The following is a 20770-nucleotide window of genomic DNA, read 5'->3' on the forward strand; positions in this document are numbered from 1 at the left end:
GTATTACAAGTCAAGAAGCGTCTGTACAATACGCTCTGCCGAACGTCCATCCCAACGGTCAGGCAAATCACCATGTTTCCAATTGCCAGCCATCAGTAATTTCAAGGCATCATGCAATTTTTGGCAATCCTCACCTACTAACACATTAGTACCTACTTTCACCGTTTCAATATGTTCTGTATAACTATTAAGAGTGATACATGGTACATGATTGAATGTGGCTTCTTCTGCCACATTACCAGAATCCGTTATCACACCTTTAGCATGTGCAGCAAGGTAACCAAATTCCAAATATGACAATGTTGGAACAAGGGTTATAGGTAGCGACATTTTATCCACAGCTTCTCTTGCTACTCCACGTAATGGCGCAATAATTTCACATCCAGTGCACACATCGATTATAGTAGCAAGGAGGTGTTGGAGTTTATCTGTATCTGCCAAGAGTACTTTGCGATTAAGAGTCAAGACAATATACTGACCGTCTGACACATTTTCAAGACATTGAGGTCTCGTCCATCTGTCATGATTAGCACGCAATGAGTCCATCAGGATATTGCCAACCATGTAAATTTTTTGCATATCAGCACCTTCACGAGTAACAATACTATTATTACTAACACCTGCCGTAAACAACAAATCACTCAATCCATCAATGACCAAGCGATTGATTTCCTTCGGCATATTGATATCAAAGGAACGAGTACCAGCAACAAGATGAGCCAATTTTACACCTCGTTTCTTTGTTACTATGGCAGCTGCCATGGTAGAAGCAAGGTCATCAACGACGATAACAATATCTGTAGAATGATGATTAAGATAATTTTCAAACTCAGCCATCACTCTTCCTGTCAGTTCATTAAGATTTTCACAATCAACACCGAGATAAATATCTGGTTTTGGCATCTGAAGATCATCAAACAATGATGCTTCAAGGGTAGGATCATCTTGACGTCCTGCATATACCAACTGATAGGCAATACCTTCTGTCTTAATGATGGCCCTCACAATTGGAGCGACCTTTACAAAGTTCGGTCTTGCTCCTGTAAAAACACATACGTTCTGCATAAGTTTTTTTTCTATTTCGACTGCGAATTTACTATATTTTGCACTAATTACAAAGAGTTTTTCACTTTTTCTTCTATGTTATTCGCACTTTGAATCAAAAGACGTTGCTCAATTCAGTAGAAATTAGTAAATTTGCCTTCAAAATAAACTTAGTGTACGATTTACAACAAGACTCTTCAACAAATTGTTATGAAAGTTCTACTCATTAATGGAAGTCCACGAAAGGAAGGTAATACTTATACTGCCTTAACGGAGATATCAAAACAACTTAGTATCCACGGAATAGAAAGTACCATCCTATGGATTGGTAAGAAACCTGTTCGCGGTTGCATCGCCTGCAATAAATGCAAAGAGAACGGCAACGGACAATGTGTGTTTTCTGATGACATAACAAACTCCGTCATCGAAAGCATCTCTCATTGCGATGGAGTCATCATAGGCTCTCCCGTCTATTACGGTCAACCATCAGGTCAGTTACTTTGCCTTCAACAGCGTATGCTTTATGCAGGAGGGGCATACTTCATTGGAAAGCCAGCAGCTGCCGTAGCAGTTTGTCGTCGTGGCGGTGCTTCTGCAGTATATCAAACATTACTCATGCCTTTCCAAATGATGAACATGCCGATTGTGACTTCCCAATATTGGAATCTGGCTTATGGAAGAGTCGAGGGCGAAGCCGCACAAGATATTGAAGGTATGCAAACCATGCGTACATTGGCCAACAACATGGCATGGATGTTGAAAAAACTAAACAACAATGATTCTTCAGACCTTCCAGAACGCGAAGCATGGACACCCATGAATTTTATTAGATAATACTATGTCAGAAATAAATCTGAGTCATATTTACCAAACCGTCTGTAATGCACCTGGTGGAAATGGATTTCGAGTAGAGCACATGCCCGAACTCTTTGCCACAAGTGACATTGACGACTGTATGGCACATGTCCACTCATTCTATGAAATTCTATGGTTTCAGGATGGTGAAGGAATACACACGGTGGACTTCGTTGATTACAAGGTTGTTCCAGGCACCATATTTTTTCTGTCTCCTGGACAGATTCACCATTTCGATTGTAAAGACAACTATCGGGGTGTTGCTATAAAAATGTGTACTGATTTGATAAAAGTCTCAAATTCTTCCACCAATATCAGTCGTTTATTCCTTGAATACAACGCGTTTCATACCTACGAAGGAACACCATATTATATTATAGACGAGCCAACATCAAAGTTACTTCAACCGTTAATACACGAAATGGAGTTAGAAGCGGAGAGAAATGGTGAATTGGGTAATATAGACATCTTAAAATCACTACTAACCATCTTTCTTGCAAAAATAGAACGATACGGCAAACATGAGGCAGAACAAACTGTTGATTATCGTAAACCTTCCCACCTACTTTTTATCCGTTTCAGACAGTTACTTGAACAGGAATACAAACAACTGCATACTGTTCAAGAATATGCTAATCGTTTAAATGTGTCCGTCCGTTCACTCAGCAATAGCGTCAACGAGTGTTCTGGAAAATCTCCATTGATTTTCATTAATAACCGCATCATATTGGAGGCCAAACGTCTTGTTCTTTATTCTGATTTGATGATTAAAGAAATTGCTTACATGTTAGGGTATGACGATCCTTCATATTTTGTAAAACACTTCAAGCGCCATACTGGTTATCTACCTTCAGAATTCAGAGAGATGGAACGTTAAAAGAAACAAGAGAGTCACAGTACATGTCATAGATCATTGAATTCAAATTAAATAATATAAATATGAACCTAAAAGAAACATTCAACACACATTTTCCGTTGGCTATTTTGGCTGGTATCTGCATTGCAATTGGTGGAACAGTCAATCTCAAAGTAGGAGGAATAGCTGGTGCAGTACTCTTCGCTTTTGGCTTAACAACCGTAGTGTATTATGGATTGAAATTATACACAGGAACTGCAGGTTTTATACGCCGACATGGCGACTGGTCGATGCTCGTTATAGTACTCATCGGAAACATTATTGGTTGTCTGTTAACTGCCCTTGCCATCAGATATGCTCATCCTGATTGTATAGACAAAGCAGGAGATATATTGACAGGGCGTATTACCAAAGGTCCATTTGCATGCGGCTTGTTGGCCATCGGATGTGGTTTTATTATGACGACTGCTGTTCAATTTGCACGACAGGGTAAAATGTTAGCACTCTTACTCGGTGTGCCAGTTTTCATTCTCTGTGGATTCACCCATAGTATTGCCGATGCATTTTATTTTCTTGCCGCACCTTGGGATGTGGTTTGTCAACCTATCGTTGCGTTGATTTATGTCTCTGAGGTTATTGGCAACTTTATCGGTTGCAATCTCTATCGATGGATGACACCGGAGCAAGTAAGGGTAAAATAACTATCAAATCAACAAGTGAATAGAAAATAATAAGATAAATAGAATGAAACACATCGGTATATACACGATAATTGCTATTGCAATGTTTTCAGCTTGTCAAGAGACCTTAGAGCAACGTTGCCAGCGCGAAGCCCAAGCATATACAGAGAAAAACTGTCCTGCACTTATTGCCAAAGATGTAACAATAGACAGTCTGACATTCGACAAACAATCCCACACATTGTGTTATGCTTACACCTTAGGTGGTGTACTGGATGACTCTGCAATAGTGAACAAGTCTGAACTAAAACAGCAAATGCTGATGGACTTAAGAAATGCCACATCGCTAAAAATTTATAAAGAGGCTGGCTACAGCTTTCGCTACGTGTATTATTCACGAAAGCATCAAGGACAGAAACTTCTTGACGTGGTATATAAGGCAAAAGACTATCAAAAATAACGCCCAAACAATCCCCAAGGCCATCGGCGGCTTTGGGGATTGTCTTGATGACGGCAGAGGGCTATCTGATGGTAAGCCACACGGCTTCGCCCCTGTCCTTGGCCTCCACAATTCGCTTTTTCAACTTGTAGAGCCACTTGCGGCTATCCAGCACCTTGCCCACCTCGCGGTTCATGCCCACGAGGATGCAGCCCTCGGTGTCCTTGGCTGTGTTGCCAGCGTGGATGCGGATGCCGCTCCACTGCTTCTTGAATGTCTCGTCGCCCAGCAGAATGGGCAGCCATTGCTTGAACTTGGGTGAGAACGAGATAACCACGGCATACCGCCCTTCAGGGATGGCACTCTTGCCCTTGATTTTGTATGCGCCGTTCTTGTAGTCGCGCCATGTCGGCTCTAAGGTATCACAAAAGTACTCGTCGGCTGTGCCTGTCAGGTATTCGTCCGCTACCTGCTTGCGGATGCAGAGCCTACCTATCGTGTAGGTCTTGCGCTTTGCTATACGTGTCAATATTAGTTCCATTTGTCAGACAAGAATTTAACTTTGTTGAATTTCTGTCGCTCCTCGGCAAAACTCAGGCAAGCTTGGCTTTGCTCTCGTCGCTTAGAAATTTGAGTTTACGATAATTGTAAGGTGTAAGGCGTAAGACGTACTTGCGATAGACCCATTGGTAGAGCATGTTGGCAGTGCCATCGATCGGCATGCCCTGCGACTGCCGTATGATTTCTGCATCGTGCTGGGTGAACTCGTCTGGCAGCAGCTCCAGCAGGTTGCGGGCACCTGGGCGCACCACTCGCTCACCCTCCTCGTTAGCCTGCTGAATGGCTGCGCCAAAGAACTCCATCTTGCACCACATATCGTACTTCAAGCTCCAGCGCACGAACTCCTCGATTTCCTTCGCCCACTTGTAGTCGTTCATGATGTAGAGCACGCAAGCCTTCAAGTAGGCTATCACGTTGGCGCGGAAAGACAGGTTCTCATACACTCGTGACTGCGAGAGGCGGGCGAACTCGGCATTCTCCTCGCTCATCTTCTTGGCCAGCTTGAATGCCTGTGGGCAGTCAATCGTGCCAGCGGCTCTTGTCAAGCGGTCGATGAATGGTCTCAACTCTTCATCAAAGGCAGCATCGTATGTGCCATACACGGGCATGTCGGCTCCAATCTCACGCTCAGGGATAGTGCAGAAGTTGATGCGGCTGATTGGGCCATCGGTCAGCACTCGGCTGAAATACTTCTGCCCTTTCTGGATGGTCGTGGCCGCGTTCCAGTTGAAGCGAATCGTGACTTTCTCCGTCACCGACTGCGTGCCTACTCGCGTCTGTCCATATCGGTTGTCTGGGTCGAAAGCCAAGCACATTATCTGGAACTGCTGCTGTCCGCGACCACTGCCGCGCAGGGCATCAAACTGGTCAATCTCGTTCATCTTCGTGTAGAGGAAATGATCGTCGGCTTCGGCCATGCGCATCACAAAGGCAGGGTTGGTCATATCGGGGTCAACCTCCTGAATCACCAGACCTTCAGGACGCTGCCGCTTGTCCTTGTTCGCTCCTTTCGAGTTCACCTCTTTCTTCCATTCGGCTTCACGCTTCAGGTTCTCGGCATCGCGAGCGCGAATGTCCTTCATGATGTGGTTGATAGGCTGCGAGACACAGTCCTTACCAGCACCCGTTCCGGCCATCAGCACGTTCATGAACGTGGCCTCGTGCTTCACATTGTCTATGTAAGGGAAACGGACTTTCCAGAGGTGTGCGCCCAATGCAGGGAAGATAGCGTGAGCCACTGCGGGTTTATAGACATCGGGGGTCTTGCTCAACAATAAGGCAACGACCTTCGGCAACTTCGTGGGCATCTTGGGCGGTGTTGTGGGGTACGCAGGCGGCTCGCCTGCAACCTGTGCACTTGCTGCAACCGAAGCCGGTTGTGTACTCTGCAATGCGCTTCCTGCATCCTTTGCCATCTTTAGCCTCTTCGCCAAGGTCTTGCGCTGAAAAGCACTCAACTTCTGATTCGGGTCATAATACTTCGTGTAGAAGTCCTCAACCAACTGCCGACAGTCGTTCTCGTTCACAAAGTCGGCCATGCGCACTTGCAGCACACCCAGCAATTCTTCCTTCGTCAGTAACTGCGTAGCCCCAACAGACAGGATGCTTTTCAGAGCTAGGTGTCGCTTATTACTGCCCTCCACGAGCACATCGGGTGTCAGTTCCGCCTCTTTCATGCAAGCATCAAACACGAACAGCGTACCAGCATCGGCTGGGTGCGCATCACTTCCGCAAGGTGATCCCTTTAGGGACGTCTCGGATGCGGCCTTGGAGTTGGTATCTGTGGCAGCCGCAACCGAGGCCGACTGCGTACCAACTAACTTTCGTCCGTCAACATCCAGCCCTCTTTGCAGATACGCCTCCCTGCGCTCCTCTAACTCTTCCTTAGAAAGAGCCTCCAGCCAATGCTCAGAGCGATACACCTCTTCGTCGATACCCGTCACATAGATGAACCTTTCGGGTGTAATGCAACTGGGGTCATACAGTTCAGGCATACCCAGTTCTTCGCAGAAGCCACGTTGCGCCTCCTCAATCGTCATGCCCTTTGGAATGCGGATGTAGATATGCCCTTTCTTCCGAGCCGAATACTCGATGCGCAGCACCATGTCCTGCCACTCGCTATCCTCATCCTTGTTCACAGCAAGAGCTTTCTCGAAAGCCTCACGCACCTTCGTAGCATCATCCACATCAACGCAAGTCATAAACGTAAAAGCCTCTGGAATAATCGCGCTCTGCGCCCGATGGTTATCCTTGAACTGAGTGTAGTGCGGACAGATATAAGGCAACTGGTCTTTCTTCTTCTCGTCACCCTGACGAATAGCCTCCACCATCTCCTTCAGCCATCCCTCGGAGAGCAGCTTGTCAAGCTGCTCCGAGGTTTGTGTCTCTGCATAGCCGCGCCCTTTCAGTCGCGGCTGTGCATTTGCTGCTATCACCTTCATCGTGTTATCGTTAAGGTTGTCGCTAAGGTTATCGTTAGCGTTGTTTAGTCGTTGTCCCATACCGTCACCTCCTTTCTGCTGTTAAGGTAAGCCATCACCTCCTCGCTCTCCTGATAGAAGAGGCTCTTCATCAGTGCCAGCCCATAACGGCGTGGAAATCTGAACTCCACCTTCAAACATCCTCGCTGTCCGTGGTTCATCTCTCGTGTCCGCTTCACGTCGGCATGAGCCGTCTGAAACAGCGTCTCGTACTTCGGCCCGTTCATGCCGTCTCGGAATCGCTTCACTCTCGTGCGACCATCCTCGTCCACCTCAATGCCGCCACGGTATCGGACAAGGCCTTTGCCGTCAGCCGTCACGGGAGCCTTCGAGTCCTCCCACGAGCATGGATAGATATTGATGTCGCCGTTGGCCATAAAACTTGTCTGTGTGTCCATCTGGACGTTCTGCAAAATGTTCTGCTTAAAATTCTTCTGTGTCATTGTTGTGAGTTGTTTGCGAGAAGAAGGTCAGATTCTTTGCGCATTTACCCGGGAACATCCTCCTCACTTCAACTCAGGTTAATAATGTTTATCTGTTGACTTTGATTAAGTCCGTCACCACGATGTCTTGAAACATCTGTCCGTTATACTCCCGTGTTGTGAATCGCATCGTGGCTATCACGATGTCGTTCTCATAGAACTGGCACACAGCCAGATTTCCCAAAGCCGCCACAACATACTGGTTCTCGTACTTGCCGCCCACCTCCTGAAGCACCAGGTTGCGCTTGGCCATCTGTCCGTTTTCGGACTTCTCGCTCTTCACCGTGAACTGCTCACCGCACTTCACCACTCTCATAATTTTTGTTTCCATTTGTCTTTTGCTGCCATCCGCTGCCCGAAGCCTCACCATGAGACATCTTCGTCGGATTGACATTGCAAAGATACAGACATAAAAAATCCCGACTCAGAAAAAATCCGAGTCGGGAATTGTTATTGGAATTTTGGAATTGTTATTGGAACTGCCCTCAGCTCTTAATGCCGAGTTTCAGCATCAGGAACTCCGCCACCACATACTGTTGCCTATAGTTATCGCTCTTGTCTTTCTGCGTAACCCAAACCGACGGTGAACAGGTTGCTATGAGCGGAACCTCCTTTGATGCCGCACTCAATGAGTCATAGGTTAGCCGACGTTTATCATCTACACTGCCAAGCTCAAGTTCGGTCATCTTGGTAACAAAGGAGGTCATCTGTGCAGGATAATTGCAGAATTCCTTCAGCACTTTATACACTGCCCACCATTGCTTTTTATTTGAAAACACGAGGCCATCCCCCTCCTTGGCTTTCAGCAATTCCTCAACGGCAGCCTTTATATTCTTGTCCGACTGTGTCTGTGGAGCAGTTTTCGCGCCGTTGTTTATCTGAATGCCGATGCCGCCCTGCTCCACGTTGCCAATCTCGTTCTCAACAACTTTCACGCCTACAACATCGCCTTTGAAATTGCTCAGGTCGAAGCCTTCGACAGCAGCCTTTATCAGTTCCTTCACATCTATGTCCATACTTATTACCTATTTTGATATTCCTTGTTTACGCCAATGCCGCCTCTCTCGACGTTCTGTATTTCGCTCTCCACGTGCTTCACAGCCACATACTCTTTTACGTCCAGAAGTGTGGTGGTCTTGATGCCCAGTTTGTCGAACAGCGCTATCAGCTCCTTGTCGTAGGCATGGCCGTGGTCAATGTTGTAGCGAGCCAAAAAGAGCAGTTGCCCCTTGATGGCATCCTTGTCCATCTGGTCGGAATAGTTCACGAAGTCGGCAAACAGCTGCCTGATTTTCTCTGAGCCGCCACCCATTCGTTCTATTTCCTTCAACTCATAGTTCAGCAAGTCCGTTTTCTTCCCCTCCATCCATCTGGCATCCTCCTTGGCGGTCATCTGCTCAACGAGAGGCCAAAGGAGGGCGTTTCCGTCAAGGCGCTCAAAGATGCGGAAGATGATTCCCCTGATGTCGATGCCAACAGTTTGCTTTGCTCGTGCCTGTAGCTGAGCCGTGGCCACAGCCAATATGATGGCTGCATCATTCTCATCCTGCGCTTCATCCTCCAAATCGTCAATCTCCTCATCCAGTCCCTCTGCTGCATCAGGCAGGGCAAACAATGACTCACAGAAATTCTGGGCGGCGAGGAACACCTCTACTGCCGACAACCCAGTTTCCCCGTCACGTTTCATCTGGCGCAAAGCCTCATGGCTCAGGATGTACACTACATCCGTGAGTAGTTGCCGCCGAGCTAGGCTCTGTTGCTGTCTGTCGAGTGTCACTATCATGCTGCCTGTTCCTCCCCTTCGCCTGTTGCCTCGTGCTTCATCGAGTTCATCAGCTCCACAATCTGCTCTTCAGCCCTTAGGCGGTCTTCAGGCTCTATCTTGCTGCCATCCTTGCGCGTCTGATTGAACAGCATCTCCAGATACGCTTCGTTAAACTCATGACTCACAATCTTGTCCGTGTTTTCATCATCACTGTCAATGAAGCAGCGGAATGTGCCGCCATCGTTTGTCACCAGTTCTATAGGCTCGTCCACAGCCTCGGCAAATGTCAGCAGGTTGCGCATGAAAACACTGCTCTTGTCGACATAGAGTGCAGCTTTCTTCTGCTCAGGCATCACCGTGTAGTGCCCCTTGTACTTCGCTTGCTTTTGGGCATACAGCACCTCCAGCAGCGAGCCCATCAGCGTATCATCGTAGTAGTCGCGCTTCTTGTCCTTTAGAGCCTGCACCTTCCTAAGAATCTCGTCACGCTCCATTTCTGGCACTCCGAAGCGCATCTGCTGGGCGTGCTCCTGCTGACGCTCCCATACCTCGAACAGGTCTTTCGGATAGTAGTCGGGCACAACCTCAAAGCCGTAGCAATGCTCCTTGAACAACTGCTGGTCGATGCAGAAGCTCATGATCTTGGCCACCTTGTGCGTATTGCTGAATGCCCGTTTTCGTTTCTGGATGGCCACGGTGCGCAGATTCTCCCGATTGTCGATGATGACAAAGCATGATGGCTCGTCCTTGGCCATCGCTGGTTCAAAGTCGCGCTCCACGGGTATGTCGATATCGTTGGCAAAGCGCATCACCGTGATGTCATGTGCTGTGGTGAGGTGATACACACGGTGCTTATACACCTTGCGGTCAGTACCTTCACCCAGAAAGAACTCGATGCCCTCATCACGCTCGAAGAGCAATCCGAGATGCTTCTGCCGTTCTTCCCATTCATAGCAGCCGGCATCATGCTTGTACTTGATGTAATATTGTGCGAAGCGAGACATATTTTTACATTTGTTTAATCATACCCTCAACATTTCTTTTCTGAATGGGCCAAACAGGTTGGAGCAACCGCCAGTGAACCATTTCGACGGAATATGTATAGTGGATGTTTTGCTGCATGCCGTCAAAACAATATATAGTGTTTGGGCAGGTGTTCCTGCTTTTGTCTGACAAGACTGATGAATCTCTTGAGGTCGCTGATTTCGCTCTGATATTCCTGCGGGAAACTGGCAATGTACTTGTGGGGAACGACGAGCGTCAGGCGAGAGTCATGCATCTCTTTCAGTTGGTTTTTGGAGATTCCTTGCTGGAGCGTGAAGAGATATTTCACATCCACACGGTCGGCCTCGGTCAATACCTGCCGCCATCGGTCTTTGCAGGTGGTCTTTGCGCCAAGCACTATCAAATCGTCAGCTGGGAATTGCATATTGTGATAGCACTCGCCGTTGGGAAACAGGAAGTCAGGTTTCTTGTTGTCTTCTGTGATGGCTTGCTCCTCAAACACAAGCTCGTTATGTGTAAAAATGTCGGCTAAATGGTGTTCGAGCGACTTTCCTGCACGAGATTTCCGGCGGTTCAGTACTTCGTTGGCAGTCTGCACGAAAGCCTCGATACTGCCGAATGGCTTGCTGATAACGTCGGCATAGACCTTTTCTTCCATGCACTTGAAGAGGCGGTATTCTGTGTCCACCCAATTCAGCAGCACTTCGTCAGGTTTGTTGCGAAGAGCGTTTTCAGCGATGCCATAAGCATTGTTGTAACAATCTCTGGCCCCTTGTGCCATCTGTCGGGTTTCTGGAAAGTTGTTGAACTGTGCGACGAAACTCTGCAAAAGTTGAGCTATCTTCTCGTCGGGTTTTACGCTTCCATCGATGTCTATGAGTTGGTTGGTCTCGTCTGGGGCAAGATTGAAATAGGCAAAGAACTCGTCAATGTCCTCATCGGAACTCAGCACATAGCCAGCATAATCCTCTTCGGTGAACTTAGCGATGATGAGCAGGTCGCCCACGTTTTCATCCTGCAAGAATGGGAAGTTGCGACCAAAGCGTGTGATGCGGTATTCGTTGCGTGTTCGCTGCCCATAATACTTCATGCAGCTTTCAGTCGTGAAATCGTCCTGCCACTTTATCTGCACAGTCTTTTCCTTGTTCTCGCCCTTGCGTCCTGGCTCGTCGAAAAGCAAAGCCGATGCGCACTTGGGAATGTAGAAACCTGCCTGATGGCTCCCTGTAGTGCCAGTGTCATTGCCTGTGATGAATCGACACCAGGCGGCTCGCGACTGCCGCACGCTCTGAATCGCTGCGTTAGATATTTCGCTCATATTCGTTGATAGTTCTTATGATTTGTTCTGAAACTGCGGTGATAAGCGGCACGATGACGGAGTTTCCGCACTGGCGGTATGCCTGAACATCGGAAACTTGGTCGAGCCTATAGTTATCGGGATAGCCCATCAGTCGGGCACATTCCCTTGGGGAGAGTTTGCGAGGATTCACGCCCTCGCCTTGCGGAATAAGGATTTCCGAACCGTCCTTGTAATAGCGTGCGCTGAGCGTGCGGCTGATTCCGTTGAGGTCTACGAGGCCGAAACCGAAGCCATTGCCCTTTGCCTTGTGCTTCTCTGCGTATGTCTGGAGGTACAACCAGAGTTTATCGCTCAAAGTGTATTTCGGATCAATGTTCGGGTCAAGTATCTCTTGTATTGCCCTTGTCGCCTCATGCTGTTCAGGGAACGTGAACTGTTCCTCTCCGTGGAAATGATTGCGGTCGAAGCCGACAATCATGATACGCTCGCGATGCTGTGGTACATAGGTCTGACCATCCATCACCTGATAGTGGACGGAGTAGTTCAATTCCTCCAGCGTCTCACGGATTACGCGGAACGTTTTTCCTTTGTCATGCGAGGTGAGGTTCTTGACGTTCTCCAGAAAGAAAGCCTTGGGGCGATGGCGGTTGATGATGTCGGCCACATCGAAGAACAAAGTTCCTTGTGTCTTATCTTTGAAGCCCGTCTCGCGTCCAAGACTCTTTTTCTTCGATACGCCAGCGATAGAGAATGGCTGACACGGGAAGCCCGCGCATAGAATATCGAATTGCTGAGGGATATAATTCTTTGTTGCCTCTTTAGTGATGTCGCCAAACGGCATCTCGCCAAAGTTGGCAAGATAGGTCTTTTGGGCGTACTTGTTCCACTCAGATGAAAACACGCACTTGCCTCCCTGCGCTTGCATCGCCAAGCGGAAGCCTCCCATGCCAGCGAACAAATCTATGAACGTAAAACGCGGCTGTTCTGGGTCAGGAAATGGTACTTGAAAGAAATCTGCAAACAGGTTGTATTCTGCGGGATTTTCTGCCGCCATCCAAGCCAATTCCTCCGTCGGCTCAAAATCGAGGTTTGGTTGCTGGCTCTTCTTACGCTCCAAGAATTCAAGTATTGCGGCCACGACTTCCTCTCGCTGTTCGCGTGCCTCAATGTCGTTGCCCTCGATGCCTCCGTTATGCAGATAGTGGCTCAGCACCGCCATCTGGTTCTCATAGCTCGTCTCGCCATATATCCGTACGTTCATGCCGTTCTGCTCACCCTCTTCTTCAGGGAAGTCGGCCAATCTTATATCTTGTATTTGCTTCTTCTTTGCCATTGTTGGTTGTCGTTTGATTGTAGTTTTTCTGTATTGTTAACTACGATACGTTCCATTCCCAATTGTTCATTTCGGAGCTACCCAATTTGAATCTTTCAAGAAAATTGTTGTACGCCTTGCGGATGCTTTTTCGCATGTATGCTTGCGGTACACTTGACAGAACCTGCGTAAATCCGTCATCAGATACAATTTCAAAGTTGAAGTTGCTCCAATCATAGAACACGGAGTCAGCATTCATCGTTCCCATTGCGCTGACGATGATTTCGTATTGCTTCTTGTATATATCATGCTCTGCTACATGGAAAACGTTGCCGTCATCGTCAACGTCATCGAACGCATCAATGTCAAGCCATTCTTCCAAGTCGAACAGCTCTTTCCTTGTTCCGTACCATTCATCAAGCAGCACTTCTGTATTCATCGTTTATCAATTCTTTCGTTTCTATATTGTCGCCCTGCCGCTCATAGCCGAGTGTGCCTTTGTAGGCCATGCGCGTCCAATGCCGCCGCCCATCGCCAACAGTTCGTCCTCTTTGATGTCTATGCCGTACATATGTTCAGTCAATATGTCTGCAAAGTTACACATTTTTTCTGATACTTATCACACTTTGCCGACATCTTTAGTAATTATTGGCAATTTGCCTCTGACCGTCTTACGCCTTACATCTTACAGTCTTACAATCTTACAATTGATGAAAATGAGAATGAAAAAGAGATAGTAGTATATATATTATATAATATATATACTACTATAACTATAAGCACACGAAAATTTATAATTGTAAGATTGTAAGGTGTAAGAAATCGGTGCACCTTGCCCGCCATCGACGAGAAGTAAAACACGATGGCCGTATATTGCGGATTTATGCCTCGAAAATTACGGCTCGTCAAAAACGGCGTGAATTGGTGCTGAAAATCGCCCCAATTGGAGGGCTGAAATTTGGAACGAGGCGAGAAATGTAGTACCTTTGCCGATGCATTTGAGATGCATCGAGCGAGCTCAGCTCTGCGTTCGCCTTGCACTTCACTTGCAGAGTCAATCATGAGAGACACGAAAGCGGGAGGCGGCCACCCGATGCAGTTGGCCGCAAAGGATTCTAATACCATGAAAACACACAACTATGGCAAAGATTATCTATGAAGTGAAAGAGAACAAGAACACGAAGTCGGCTGCTTACGGCAAGCACTTCGCGAAGGTGAAGAACCTCGAAACGCTGAACACGCGCCGGCTGGCGCAGCACATCTCGGAGCACGGCTCTATCTACACGCCCGACGTGGTGTACGGCGTGCTGGAGAGGTTTCGCGCGTGCCTCGTTGAGATGCTGCTGGAGTCGAAAAAGGTGAAGATTGACGGCCTCGGCACGTTCTACTGTACGCTGGAGAACCAACCAGGCGGTGCGCAGAAGAAGGAGGACTTTAACGTCGGGAAGCACCTCAAAGCCCTGCACATCCGCTTCCTGCCCGAGCAGGCCACGGAGCTGAACATCTCCAGCCGCGAGTTCCTGAAGAAGGCCGAGTTCATCAACATCGACTCGCTCCTGAAGGGCACTGAGGATGCTAACGGCAGCAGCACCAGCGGTGGAAGCACCAGCGGTGGAAGCGCCAGCGGTGGAAGCGCCAGCGGTGGAAGCGCCAGCGGTGGAAGCACCAGCGGTGGAAGCACCAGCGGTGGAAGCGCCAGCGGTGGCGGCCTGGAAGGATGAACCACAGCGTCCCTGCGGAACGTCCGCGGGACGCTTTAACCCCCACACAGTTAGCGTATGAAACGAATACTCTCATTGGCCAGTTTCGTCTGTGCCATCCTCTTTGCTGCAGCTGGCATGATGATGCCTCCGCAAGGTGAGATTTCGGGATCGGTACTCATCCTCGTTGCCCAGCTCTTGATACTATGTGCCACCTTTCTCGGCATTAAAGACTATCGTGACATCATTAACAGAAAACTATCATGACTCAAGATTCTAAAAACAAGTGGAGCGTCATCATCAACATTGCTTTGACCACCATCACTGCCGTTCTCTCGGCTCTTGGTTTCACCATCGGATGACTTGCTCCCTCTGGCAAACCCATGAACCGCACAGTGTGGTTCGTGGGTGTTTTTTTTAGGGTTAAGGGTTATTTTCGGTTAAGGGTTATTTTCGGTTAAGGGTTAAGGGTTCACGGTTAAGGGTTAAGGTTTCATGTTTCATGTTTCATGTTTCTGCGTCAAGAGTGAAACGGGAACCTGTCACCCTGTTTTTTTGTCCTCCTGTTTTTTTTGAATGATTCTTCCACCTCTTTCTTCAAGATTTTGCTTATCTTTGCAAGCATAAAAACAAGCCTTAAAAATAAATCAAACCTAAAAAGGAAATAATATGAAGCAAAAAATGAGTATCGCTGGTATTTTGTTGCTTGCTGCTTTGGGTATGCAGGCTAACAATTATACGGTGAAGTCGCCAGACGGTAAATTGGTGGTGAATGTTGCTTGTGAGGGAGGCAAGGCTTCCTACACGGTAGATTACAATGGCAAGCAGATGCTGGGAACTTCGGCGCTCGGATTGGTTGCCAATTACGGTGATTTCTCAAAGGATCTCACCATGGGCATCCTGAATGGTGGTGAAGTGAAGCCGCTTTCTTACAAGATGAGCCGCATCAAGAAGAGTGATATCAGGAAGGATGTGGTGGATGCTACCATCGGTTTCCTCAACAGTAAGAAGGATTCCATGACCCTCCATCTTCATGTAAGCAACAACGACATCGCCTACAGGTATGAGATGAGCCGTCCTGAGAAGGATAATCCTAAGTCGGTGATTATATATAATGAGGTGAGCGGATTCAATTTCCCGGAGAAGACCACTACCTTCCTCTGTCCTCAGATTACTCCGATGACCGGTTGGGAGCGCACCAAGCCATCTTATGAGGAGGAATATACTCCTGATGCTCCTATGAACGTGAAGTCACAGTTCGGGGTTGGCTATACTTTCCCATGTCTCTTCAAGGTGGGCAGTGACGGATGGGTATTGGTCAGCGAAACCGGTGTGTCGAGTGCTTATCCTGGCTGCCGTCTTTCAGATTACGAGCCGGGCAAGGGCTATACCATCGCCTTTCCTCAGAAGGGTGAGAACAATGGCATTGGTTCTGAATATGCCGGTATCCCATTGCCGGGCGAGACTCCTTGGCGTACCATCACCGTGGGTTCTTCGCTGGCTCCTGTCGTAGAGACCACTATCCCTTACGATGTGGTGGAGCCTTTGTATGAGGCATCCCAGACTTACAAGCCATCACGCTATACCTGGAGCTGGCTCATCTGGCAGGATGGTTCCATCAACTATGATGACCAGGTGAAAATGGTGGATGTGGCTGCAGCCCAGGGTTACGAGGCTGTTCTGGTAGATAACTGGTGGGACAAGCAGATAGGCAGAAAGCGCATCGAAGAGTTGAGTAAGTATGCACAGAGCAAGAAGGTAAGGCTGATGCTCTGGTACAATTCCAACGGTTTCGAGAATGATGCACCCCAGACTCCTCGTCAGATCATGAACAATTCCATCGCCCGCAAGAAGGAGATGGCTTGGATGAAGAAGATTGGTGTAGTAGGCATCAAGGTGGATTTCTTCGGTGGCGACAAGCAGGAGACGATGAAGCTTTACGAGGATATCCTCAGCGATGCCAACGATTATGGCTTGGAGGTTATCTTCCATGGCTGCACCATGCCTCGTGGCTGGGAGCGTATGTATCCTAACTATGTTTCGAGTGAGGCTGCCCTGGCTTCAGAGAATGTATTTTTCACGGATTATCATGCCAAGAAGGAGGCTTTCGAGATGACGATGCATCCGTTTGCAAGAAATGCCGTAGCTAGTTTCGACTGGGGTGGCGTGATGATGAACAAGTATTTCTCCAAGGACAACAAGAGCCGTCATCAGCGTTATACCAGCGATGTGTTTGAGATGGCTACTGCCATTACCAACCAAAGCAGCGTGAACTGCATCTGTCTCTATCCTAACAACTTGCAGGATGTGCCACAGTGGGAGTTGGATTGGCTCAAAAATGTACCTACAGCTTGGGAGGATATCAAGTATATTGCCGGTTATCCAACCAAGTATGCGGTAGTGGCCCGCAAGTCGAGTGTAGAGAATGGTTCGGGTGCAGCGCTTACAGCTGGCAGATGGTTTGTGGGTGGTTTGAATGCAACCGACAAGCCTCTTGTCCTGACCTTGGATTTGCCGATGTTTGCGGGTAAGACCGTTACTTATATCACCGACCAACCCAAGAAGAAGGGCGAGAAGTTCTTCACTTCTGTCAAGAAGACCTTGAAGGTTGGAAAGGATGGTAAGGCAAAGGTTGTGATTCAGCCTAATGGCGGTATCATCATCGAATAAACTTTATGTTTAAGGCTTCGATTGCCTACGTGAAAACGTTTTTGGGGTTAAACAATGTTCATGCTGAGCATACGAAGTAAAAACGGTTGATGAATTAATCATCAACCGCTTTTTCTTTAAGTATTTCCAAAGCTCTACAAAGTTGGTCAGGACAACTGGTGTTTTTGGTTCCACAACGGATTCCATTAATTTTGTGGATCACATCATCAATATGCTGTCCTTTCACCAGTTGGCTAATTCCTTGAAGATTGCCGTTGCAACCTCCAAGAAAAAAGACCTGCTGAATAATATTATTTTCATCGCAAGTTACATCAATCATTCTAGAACACGTACCATGCGTTTCGTAAGAAATATGCTTTGTTGCCATAGAGACCTACTTATTATTCTTCTACGATTTCAGGCTTCATGTTTGTATAAACTGTCTGAACGTCATCGAAGTCCTCAAGCTTTTCAACCATTTTGTCGATAGTCTCACGCTCTTCTGGAGTAACATCTTTGAGGTCGTTAGGAATACGAGTAAACTCAGCGCCTGTTACTTCAAATCCGTTTTCTTCCAAATGCTTCTGAATTGCGCCAAAAGACTGCGGATCACCATAGATGGTGATGCTGTTTTCTTCCTCATCTTCGTCGAATTCATCTTCTACTCCGTAATCAATGAGGTCAAGAATCATCTCATCCATATCCAATCCATCTTTCTTTTTGAAAGTGAACACGGCCTTATGGTCGAAAAGGAAAGAGAGTGATCCTTGAGTACCCAAGTTTCCGTTGAACTTGTTGAATACCGAGCGTACGTCTCCCACAGTACGGGTGGTATTGTCGGTCAGTGTATCTACGAAGATGGCAATTCCATGAGGACCATATCCTTCATAAGTCACTTCCTTATAATCACTCTGATCTTTACCCATGGCGTTTTTGATAGCACGCTCGATGTTATCCTTCGGCATGTTTTCGCGCTTTGCATTGGCAATAATGGCACGCAAAGCAGGGTTCATGTCAGGGTCTGGTCCACCAGCCTTAACGGCAATTGCTATTTGTTTACCAATTTTTGTGAATGTTTTGGCCATGTGGCCCCATCTTTTCAGCTTTGCAGCTTTACGATATTCAAATGCTCTTCCCATTTTATTGTATTTTTTTATTATTATTTCTTTGAATTAACGAAGTTCGGCACCAAGTTTCTGCTTAAGGTTATTGATGAGCTTCTGCATGATAGCATCAATCTGTTTATCTCCCATCGTTTTCTCAGTATCCTGGAGAATGAAATTTACTGCATAGCTTTTCTTACCTTCTGGAAGGTTCTTTCCTTCATAGACGTCAAAGAGTTCCACTTTCTTCAAGAGTTTCTTTTCTGTCTGACGGGCAACCTCCTCAATCTGAGCAAATTCAACCTGTTGATCAATAAGCAATGCAAGATCACGGCTTACTATAGGATATTTTGCAATCTCGGTGTAAAGAACCTTTTGTTTGCGTACAGCTTTCATCAAAGCTGTCCAATTCAGTTCTGCATAATATACAGGTGTGTCAATACCTGCAGCTTTCTGTTCCTTCTTTGACAGAACGCCCATCTCCAACAAAACCTTACCACCACGATTTTCGTATGTCAGTCCAGCACTAAAAATCTCATTTGTTGATTTTTTGCGCACAACCATACCAGACTGTAATCCGATTCGAGTAAGGATGTTTTCAACGTAAGCGCGCAGTTCTGCAAATGAGAAATCTTCGTCAGGATGCGCCCAAGATCCTGTGATTCGTTTACCAGTGAGCCAAATACCGAGGTGATACTGTTCTGTATAGGCTTGCATTGGATTTTCTTCATTTGTCTTATTCGGATCAAAATAATAAACATTTCCAAATTCGAAGAAACGGCAGTTTCCATTTCTTCTATTGGCATTGTGTTCAATACTTTCCAATCCTCCATAAAGCAATGATTGTCGCATGACGTTCAAGTCAGATGAAAGCGGATTCATGATTTTCACCAACGTATCCTGACGTTCACCATAATAAGCGGCTTTTGTCAGCGAATTATTTAGAATTTCATTGAAGCCCATGCCAACAAGTTGTTCGCTGACGAGATTGGCCATTTTGTGTTTATGGTCTTCCTCACCTTTTATAACGAGTGAACTCTTCAACTGTGTTGGAATTTCCACATTATTGTAACCATAGATGCGTAAAATATCTTCAACCACATCACAAGGACGTTGTACATCTACACGATAGGCTGGAACTTTAAGTGTTAAGCCAAGTTCGTTTTCTTCAATGATTTCCATTTCGAGCGATAGACAGATTGACTTCAATGTAACCACATCGATGTTTTTTCCAATGAGTGAGTTTACATAGTCAAACTTCAGGTCAACCACTGCATCTTTAATAGGTTTTGGATATACATCACAGATTTCCATAGAAACCTTACCACCTGCCAACTGCTTACAAAGCATTGCTGCATATTTCAAAGCCTCTACTGTACCATTCGGATCTACACCACGCTCAAATCTAAATGAAGCATCGGTTGACAGACCGTGGCGACGTGCAGACTTTCTTATCCAGGTAGGATGGAAATAAGCACTCTCAAGAACCACATTACGAGTGCTTTCATACGTACCACTACCCTTTCCACCGAATACACCTGCAATACACATAGGTGATTCTGCATTACAAATGGCGAGGTCACGTTCTGAAAGTTTATGATCTACTCCATCAAGAGTTTGGAATGGAGTTCCCTCTGGCATGGTTTTCACTACAATCTTTCGTCCTGTTACCATATCTGCGTCAAAGCAATGCAAAGGTTGACCCAGTGCCATCATCACATAGTTGGTAATATCAACGATGTTATTGATTGGTCTCAGACCGATGGTAGAAAGTTTATTTTTCAGCCAATCAGGGGATTCTTTCACTTCACAGTCTGTAACACTAACACATGCATAACGCTTGCAAGCTTCCTGGTTCTCAATAACCACTTCAATGGGTAAGTCGTGGTTATCTACCTTAAAATCTGCCGTTGAAGGCTTGTGAAGTTGTGTTTTATAACCATTTTGCTTGAGCCAAGCATAAAGGTCGCGAGCCACTCCCCAATGTGAAAGTGCATCAGCACGATTGGCAGTAATATCAACCTCGATGAGCCAATCGCTCTCCAAATGGTAATATTCTGCGGCAGTCATTCCGACCTTTGCATCTTCAGGCAATACGATAATTCCATCATGTGAATTACCAACACCTATCTCGTCTTCTGCACAAATCATACCACAAGATTCTACACCTCGCAGTTTTGATTTCTTAATAACAAACTCCTTATCGCCATCATACAGGACACAGCCCAAATCTGCCACTATGACTTTCTGTCCTTCAGCAACATTTGGCGCTCCACATACGATCTGCGATAGTGACTCACGACCGAGGTCAACAGTTGTCACATGCAGATGATCTGAATTAGGATGCATTTCACAGGTGACTACTTTGCCAACATACAGACCTTTAAGACCACCTTTAATACTCTGAACTTCTTCAAGTGCGTCAACTTCGAGACCAGTAGATGTCAAGGCGTCACACACTTCCTGTGGCGTCAGGTCGAAGTCAACATATTCTTTTAACCATTTATAAGAAATATTCATTGCAATGAATTTATTGTTT

The 20770-nt window shown here is 46.7% G+C and carries 23 protein-coding genes; 8 read left to right on the plus strand and 15 right to left on the minus strand.

What is annotated here, in order from left to right; genetic code table 11:
- Nucleotides 1-3 precede the first annotated feature (3 nt).
- Nucleotides 4-1065 (minus strand): UDP-N-acetyl glucosamine 2-epimerase, encoded by a 1062-nt coding sequence (locus CIK88_RS06470; RefSeq protein ID WP_094435314.1) that lies wholly within the window; start codon nucleotides 1063-1065, stop codon nucleotides 4-6.
- 189 nt (nucleotides 1066-1254) lie between these two features.
- On the opposite strand from CIK88_RS06470, the gene CIK88_RS06475 reads away from it, so the two are divergent.
- The 4 genes from CIK88_RS06475 to CIK88_RS06490 all read left to right on the plus strand — a co-directional run bounded on the left by CIK88_RS06475 (nucleotide 1255) and on the right by CIK88_RS06490 (nucleotide 3895).
- A complete protein-coding gene (locus CIK88_RS06475) occupies nucleotides 1255-1878 on the plus strand; it encodes a flavodoxin family protein (protein ID WP_094435316.1) in 624 nt (207 codons plus the stop codon).
- 4 nt (nucleotides 1879-1882) lie between these two features.
- Complete coding sequence (locus tag CIK88_RS06480) at nucleotides 1883-2776, plus strand: AraC family transcriptional regulator (RefSeq protein ID WP_094435318.1); 894 nt, start codon at nucleotides 1883-1885, stop codon at nucleotides 2774-2776.
- 62 nt (nucleotides 2777-2838) lie between these two features.
- A complete protein-coding gene (locus tag CIK88_RS06485) occupies nucleotides 2839-3456 on the plus strand; it encodes a formate/nitrite transporter family protein (protein ID WP_094390778.1) in 618 nt (205 codons plus the stop codon).
- Between the two features lie 43 nt (nucleotides 3457-3499).
- On the plus strand, nucleotides 3500-3895 hold the full coding sequence (locus CIK88_RS06490) for a hypothetical protein (protein ID WP_144007616.1): 396 nt from the start codon (nucleotides 3500-3502) through the stop codon (nucleotides 3893-3895).
- Nucleotides 3896-3956: 61 nt separating this feature from the next.
- Here the strand turns inward: CIK88_RS06490 and CIK88_RS06495 are convergent, their stop codons facing one another.
- From CIK88_RS06495 to CIK88_RS12380, 11 genes are all read right to left on the minus strand, one after another.
- A complete protein-coding gene (locus CIK88_RS06495) occupies nucleotides 3957-4415 on the minus strand; it encodes a DUF5675 family protein (RefSeq protein WP_094435322.1) in 459 nt (152 codons plus the stop codon).
- Nucleotides 4416-4467: 52 nt separating this feature from the next.
- Nucleotides 4468-6936 (minus strand): hypothetical protein, encoded by a 2469-nt coding sequence (locus CIK88_RS12590; RefSeq protein ID WP_254046860.1) that lies wholly within the window; start codon nucleotides 6934-6936, stop codon nucleotides 4468-4470.
- On the minus strand, nucleotides 6921-7358 hold the full coding sequence (locus CIK88_RS06505; protein ID WP_094390781.1) for a hypothetical protein: 438 nt from the start codon (nucleotides 7356-7358) through the stop codon (nucleotides 6921-6923). Before CIK88_RS06505 ends, CIK88_RS12590 begins: the two co-directional genes overlap by 16 nt.
- Before the next feature lie 88 nt (nucleotides 7359-7446).
- Nucleotides 7447-7728: a DUF3127 domain-containing protein gene (locus tag CIK88_RS06510; protein WP_094390830.1), complete on the minus strand. Its 282-nt coding sequence runs from the start codon at nucleotides 7726-7728 to the stop codon at nucleotides 7447-7449.
- A gap of 154 nt (nucleotides 7729-7882) precedes the next feature.
- Nucleotides 7883-8413, minus strand: a complete 531-nt coding sequence (locus tag CIK88_RS06515; RefSeq protein WP_094390782.1) for a hypothetical protein — start codon at nucleotides 8411-8413, stop codon at nucleotides 7883-7885.
- Between the two features lie 5 nt (nucleotides 8414-8418).
- Nucleotides 8419-9180, minus strand: coding sequence for a hypothetical protein (locus tag CIK88_RS06520; RefSeq protein ID WP_144007377.1), 762 nt, complete (start codon nucleotides 9178-9180; stop codon nucleotides 8419-8421).
- On the minus strand, nucleotides 9177-10166 hold the full coding sequence (locus tag CIK88_RS06525) for a hypothetical protein (protein ID WP_094390784.1): 990 nt from the start codon (nucleotides 10164-10166) through the stop codon (nucleotides 9177-9179). Before CIK88_RS06525 ends, CIK88_RS06520 begins: the two co-directional genes overlap by 4 nt.
- Nucleotides 10167-10288: 122 nt before the next feature.
- A complete protein-coding gene (locus CIK88_RS06530; RefSeq protein WP_094390785.1) occupies nucleotides 10289-11485 on the minus strand; it encodes a type II restriction endonuclease in 1197 nt (398 codons plus the stop codon).
- Nucleotides 11469-12800, minus strand: a complete 1332-nt coding sequence (gene dcm / locus CIK88_RS06535) for a DNA (cytosine-5-)-methyltransferase (protein WP_094390786.1) — start codon at nucleotides 12798-12800, stop codon at nucleotides 11469-11471. The genes CIK88_RS06530 and dcm overlap by 17 nt, the downstream gene beginning before the upstream one ends.
- A 40-nt stretch (nucleotides 12801-12840) precedes the next feature.
- Nucleotides 12841-13218 (minus strand): hypothetical protein, encoded by a 378-nt coding sequence (locus CIK88_RS06540; RefSeq protein ID WP_094390787.1) that lies wholly within the window; start codon nucleotides 13216-13218, stop codon nucleotides 12841-12843.
- A gap of 21 nt (nucleotides 13219-13239) precedes the next feature.
- Nucleotides 13240-13383 carry a hypothetical protein gene (locus CIK88_RS12380; RefSeq protein ID WP_158214653.1) on the minus strand — a complete coding sequence of 48 codons (144 nt, stop codon included), beginning with the start codon at nucleotides 13381-13383 and terminating at the stop codon, nucleotides 13240-13242.
- 535 nt (nucleotides 13384-13918) lie between these two features.
- Between CIK88_RS12380 and CIK88_RS12290 the strand changes: the two genes are divergently transcribed.
- The 4 genes from CIK88_RS12290 to CIK88_RS06555 all read left to right on the plus strand — a co-directional run bounded on the left by CIK88_RS12290 (nucleotide 13919) and on the right by CIK88_RS06555 (nucleotide 17149).
- On the plus strand, nucleotides 13919-14500 hold the full coding sequence (locus CIK88_RS12290) for a hypothetical protein (RefSeq protein ID WP_144269588.1): 582 nt from the start codon (nucleotides 13919-13921) through the stop codon (nucleotides 14498-14500).
- Between the two features lie 57 nt (nucleotides 14501-14557).
- Nucleotides 14558-14746, plus strand: a complete 189-nt coding sequence (locus CIK88_RS06550; RefSeq protein ID WP_094390789.1) for a hypothetical protein — start codon at nucleotides 14558-14560, stop codon at nucleotides 14744-14746.
- Entirely contained in the window at nucleotides 14743-14841 is a 99-nt protein-coding gene (locus tag CIK88_RS12385) for a smalltalk protein (protein ID WP_158214619.1), read from the plus strand. Before CIK88_RS06550 ends, CIK88_RS12385 begins: the two co-directional genes overlap by 4 nt.
- Nucleotides 14842-15148: 307 nt before the next feature.
- The gene (locus CIK88_RS06555) at nucleotides 15149-17149 is read left to right on the plus strand and encodes a glycoside hydrolase family 97 protein (RefSeq protein ID WP_094435324.1); all 2001 of its coding nucleotides are present in this window, start codon (nucleotides 15149-15151) and stop codon (nucleotides 17147-17149) included.
- Nucleotides 17150-17243: 94 nt separating this feature from the next.
- On the opposite strand, the gene CIK88_RS06560 is transcribed toward CIK88_RS06555, so the two are convergent.
- From CIK88_RS06560 to pheT, 3 genes are read right to left on the minus strand one after another with little or no spacing between them, the layout of a single operon-like run.
- Entirely contained in the window at nucleotides 17244-17516 is a 273-nt protein-coding gene (locus tag CIK88_RS06560) for a TIGR03905 family TSCPD domain-containing protein (protein ID WP_094435326.1), read from the minus strand.
- 13 nt (nucleotides 17517-17529) lie between these two features.
- Complete coding sequence (locus CIK88_RS06565) at nucleotides 17530-18267, minus strand: YebC/PmpR family DNA-binding transcriptional regulator (protein WP_094390792.1); 738 nt, start codon at nucleotides 18265-18267, stop codon at nucleotides 17530-17532.
- A gap of 33 nt (nucleotides 18268-18300) precedes the next feature.
- Complete coding sequence (pheT, locus tag CIK88_RS06570) at nucleotides 18301-20751, minus strand: phenylalanine--tRNA ligase subunit beta (RefSeq protein ID WP_094435328.1); 2451 nt, start codon at nucleotides 20749-20751, stop codon at nucleotides 18301-18303.
- Nucleotides 20752-20770 lie beyond the last annotated feature (19 nt).

Origin of the sequence: Prevotella sp. P5-50 (genome assembly GCF_002251295.1) — a bacterium.
GTDB lineage: Bacteria > Bacteroidota > Bacteroidia > Bacteroidales > Bacteroidaceae > Prevotella.

What these genes read in the sequence shown, in the direction of transcription:
- CIK88_RS06470 (WP_094435314.1), bottom strand. Translation starts at nt 1,065, where the DNA reads ATGCAGAACGTATGTGTTTTTACAGGAGCAAGACCGAACTTTGTAAAG.
- CIK88_RS06475 (WP_094435316.1), top strand. Translation starts at nt 1,255, where the DNA reads ATGAAAGTTCTACTCATTAATGGAAGTCCACGAAAGGAAGGTAATACT.
- CIK88_RS06480 (WP_094435318.1), top strand. Translation starts at nt 1,883, where the DNA reads ATGTCAGAAATAAATCTGAGTCATATTTACCAAACCGTCTGTAATGCA.
- CIK88_RS06485 (WP_094390778.1), top strand. Translation starts at nt 2,839, where the DNA reads ATGAACCTAAAAGAAACATTCAACACACATTTTCCGTTGGCTATTTTG.
- CIK88_RS06490 (WP_144007616.1), top strand. Translation starts at nt 3,500, where the DNA reads ATGAAACACATCGGTATATACACGATAATTGCTATTGCAATGTTTTCA.
- CIK88_RS06495 (WP_094435322.1), bottom strand. Translation starts at nt 4,415, where the DNA reads ATGGAACTAATATTGACACGTATAGCAAAGCGCAAGACCTACACGATA.
- CIK88_RS12590 (WP_254046860.1), bottom strand. Translation starts at nt 6,936, where the DNA reads ATGGGACAACGACTAAACAACGCTAACGATAACCTTAGCGACAACCTT.
- CIK88_RS06505 (WP_094390781.1), bottom strand. Translation starts at nt 7,358, where the DNA reads ATGACACAGAAGAATTTTAAGCAGAACATTTTGCAGAACGTCCAGATG.
- CIK88_RS06510 (WP_094390830.1), bottom strand. Translation starts at nt 7,728, where the DNA reads ATGGAAACAAAAATTATGAGAGTGGTGAAGTGCGGTGAGCAGTTCACG.
- CIK88_RS06515 (WP_094390782.1), bottom strand. Translation starts at nt 8,413, where the DNA reads ATGGACATAGATGTGAAGGAACTGATAAAGGCTGCTGTCGAAGGCTTC.
- CIK88_RS06520 (WP_144007377.1), bottom strand. Translation starts at nt 9,180, where the DNA reads ATGATAGTGACACTCGACAGACAGCAACAGAGCCTAGCTCGGCGGCAA.
- CIK88_RS06525 (WP_094390784.1), bottom strand. Translation starts at nt 10,166, where the DNA reads ATGTCTCGCTTCGCACAATATTACATCAAGTACAAGCATGATGCCGGC.
- CIK88_RS06530 (WP_094390785.1), bottom strand. Translation starts at nt 11,485, where the DNA reads ATGAGCGAAATATCTAACGCAGCGATTCAGAGCGTGCGGCAGTCGCGA.
- dcm (WP_094390786.1), bottom strand. Translation starts at nt 12,800, where the DNA reads ATGGCAAAGAAGAAGCAAATACAAGATATAAGATTGGCCGACTTCCCT.
- CIK88_RS06540 (WP_094390787.1), bottom strand. Translation starts at nt 13,218, where the DNA reads ATGAATACAGAAGTGCTGCTTGATGAATGGTACGGAACAAGGAAAGAG.
- CIK88_RS12380 (WP_158214653.1), bottom strand. Translation starts at nt 13,383, where the DNA reads ATGTGTAACTTTGCAGACATATTGACTGAACATATGTACGGCATAGAC.
- CIK88_RS12290 (WP_144269588.1), top strand. Translation starts at nt 13,919, where the DNA reads ATGGCAAAGATTATCTATGAAGTGAAAGAGAACAAGAACACGAAGTCG.
- CIK88_RS06550 (WP_094390789.1), top strand. Translation starts at nt 14,558, where the DNA reads ATGAAACGAATACTCTCATTGGCCAGTTTCGTCTGTGCCATCCTCTTT.
- CIK88_RS12385 (WP_158214619.1), top strand. Translation starts at nt 14,743, where the DNA reads ATGACTCAAGATTCTAAAAACAAGTGGAGCGTCATCATCAACATTGCT.
- CIK88_RS06555 (WP_094435324.1), top strand. Translation starts at nt 15,149, where the DNA reads ATGAAGCAAAAAATGAGTATCGCTGGTATTTTGTTGCTTGCTGCTTTG.
- CIK88_RS06560 (WP_094435326.1), bottom strand. Translation starts at nt 17,516, where the DNA reads ATGGCAACAAAGCATATTTCTTACGAAACGCATGGTACGTGTTCTAGA.
- CIK88_RS06565 (WP_094390792.1), bottom strand. Translation starts at nt 18,267, where the DNA reads ATGGGAAGAGCATTTGAATATCGTAAAGCTGCAAAGCTGAAAAGATGG.
- pheT (WP_094435328.1), bottom strand. Translation starts at nt 20,751, where the DNA reads ATGAATATTTCTTATAAATGGTTAAAAGAATATGTTGACTTCGACCTG.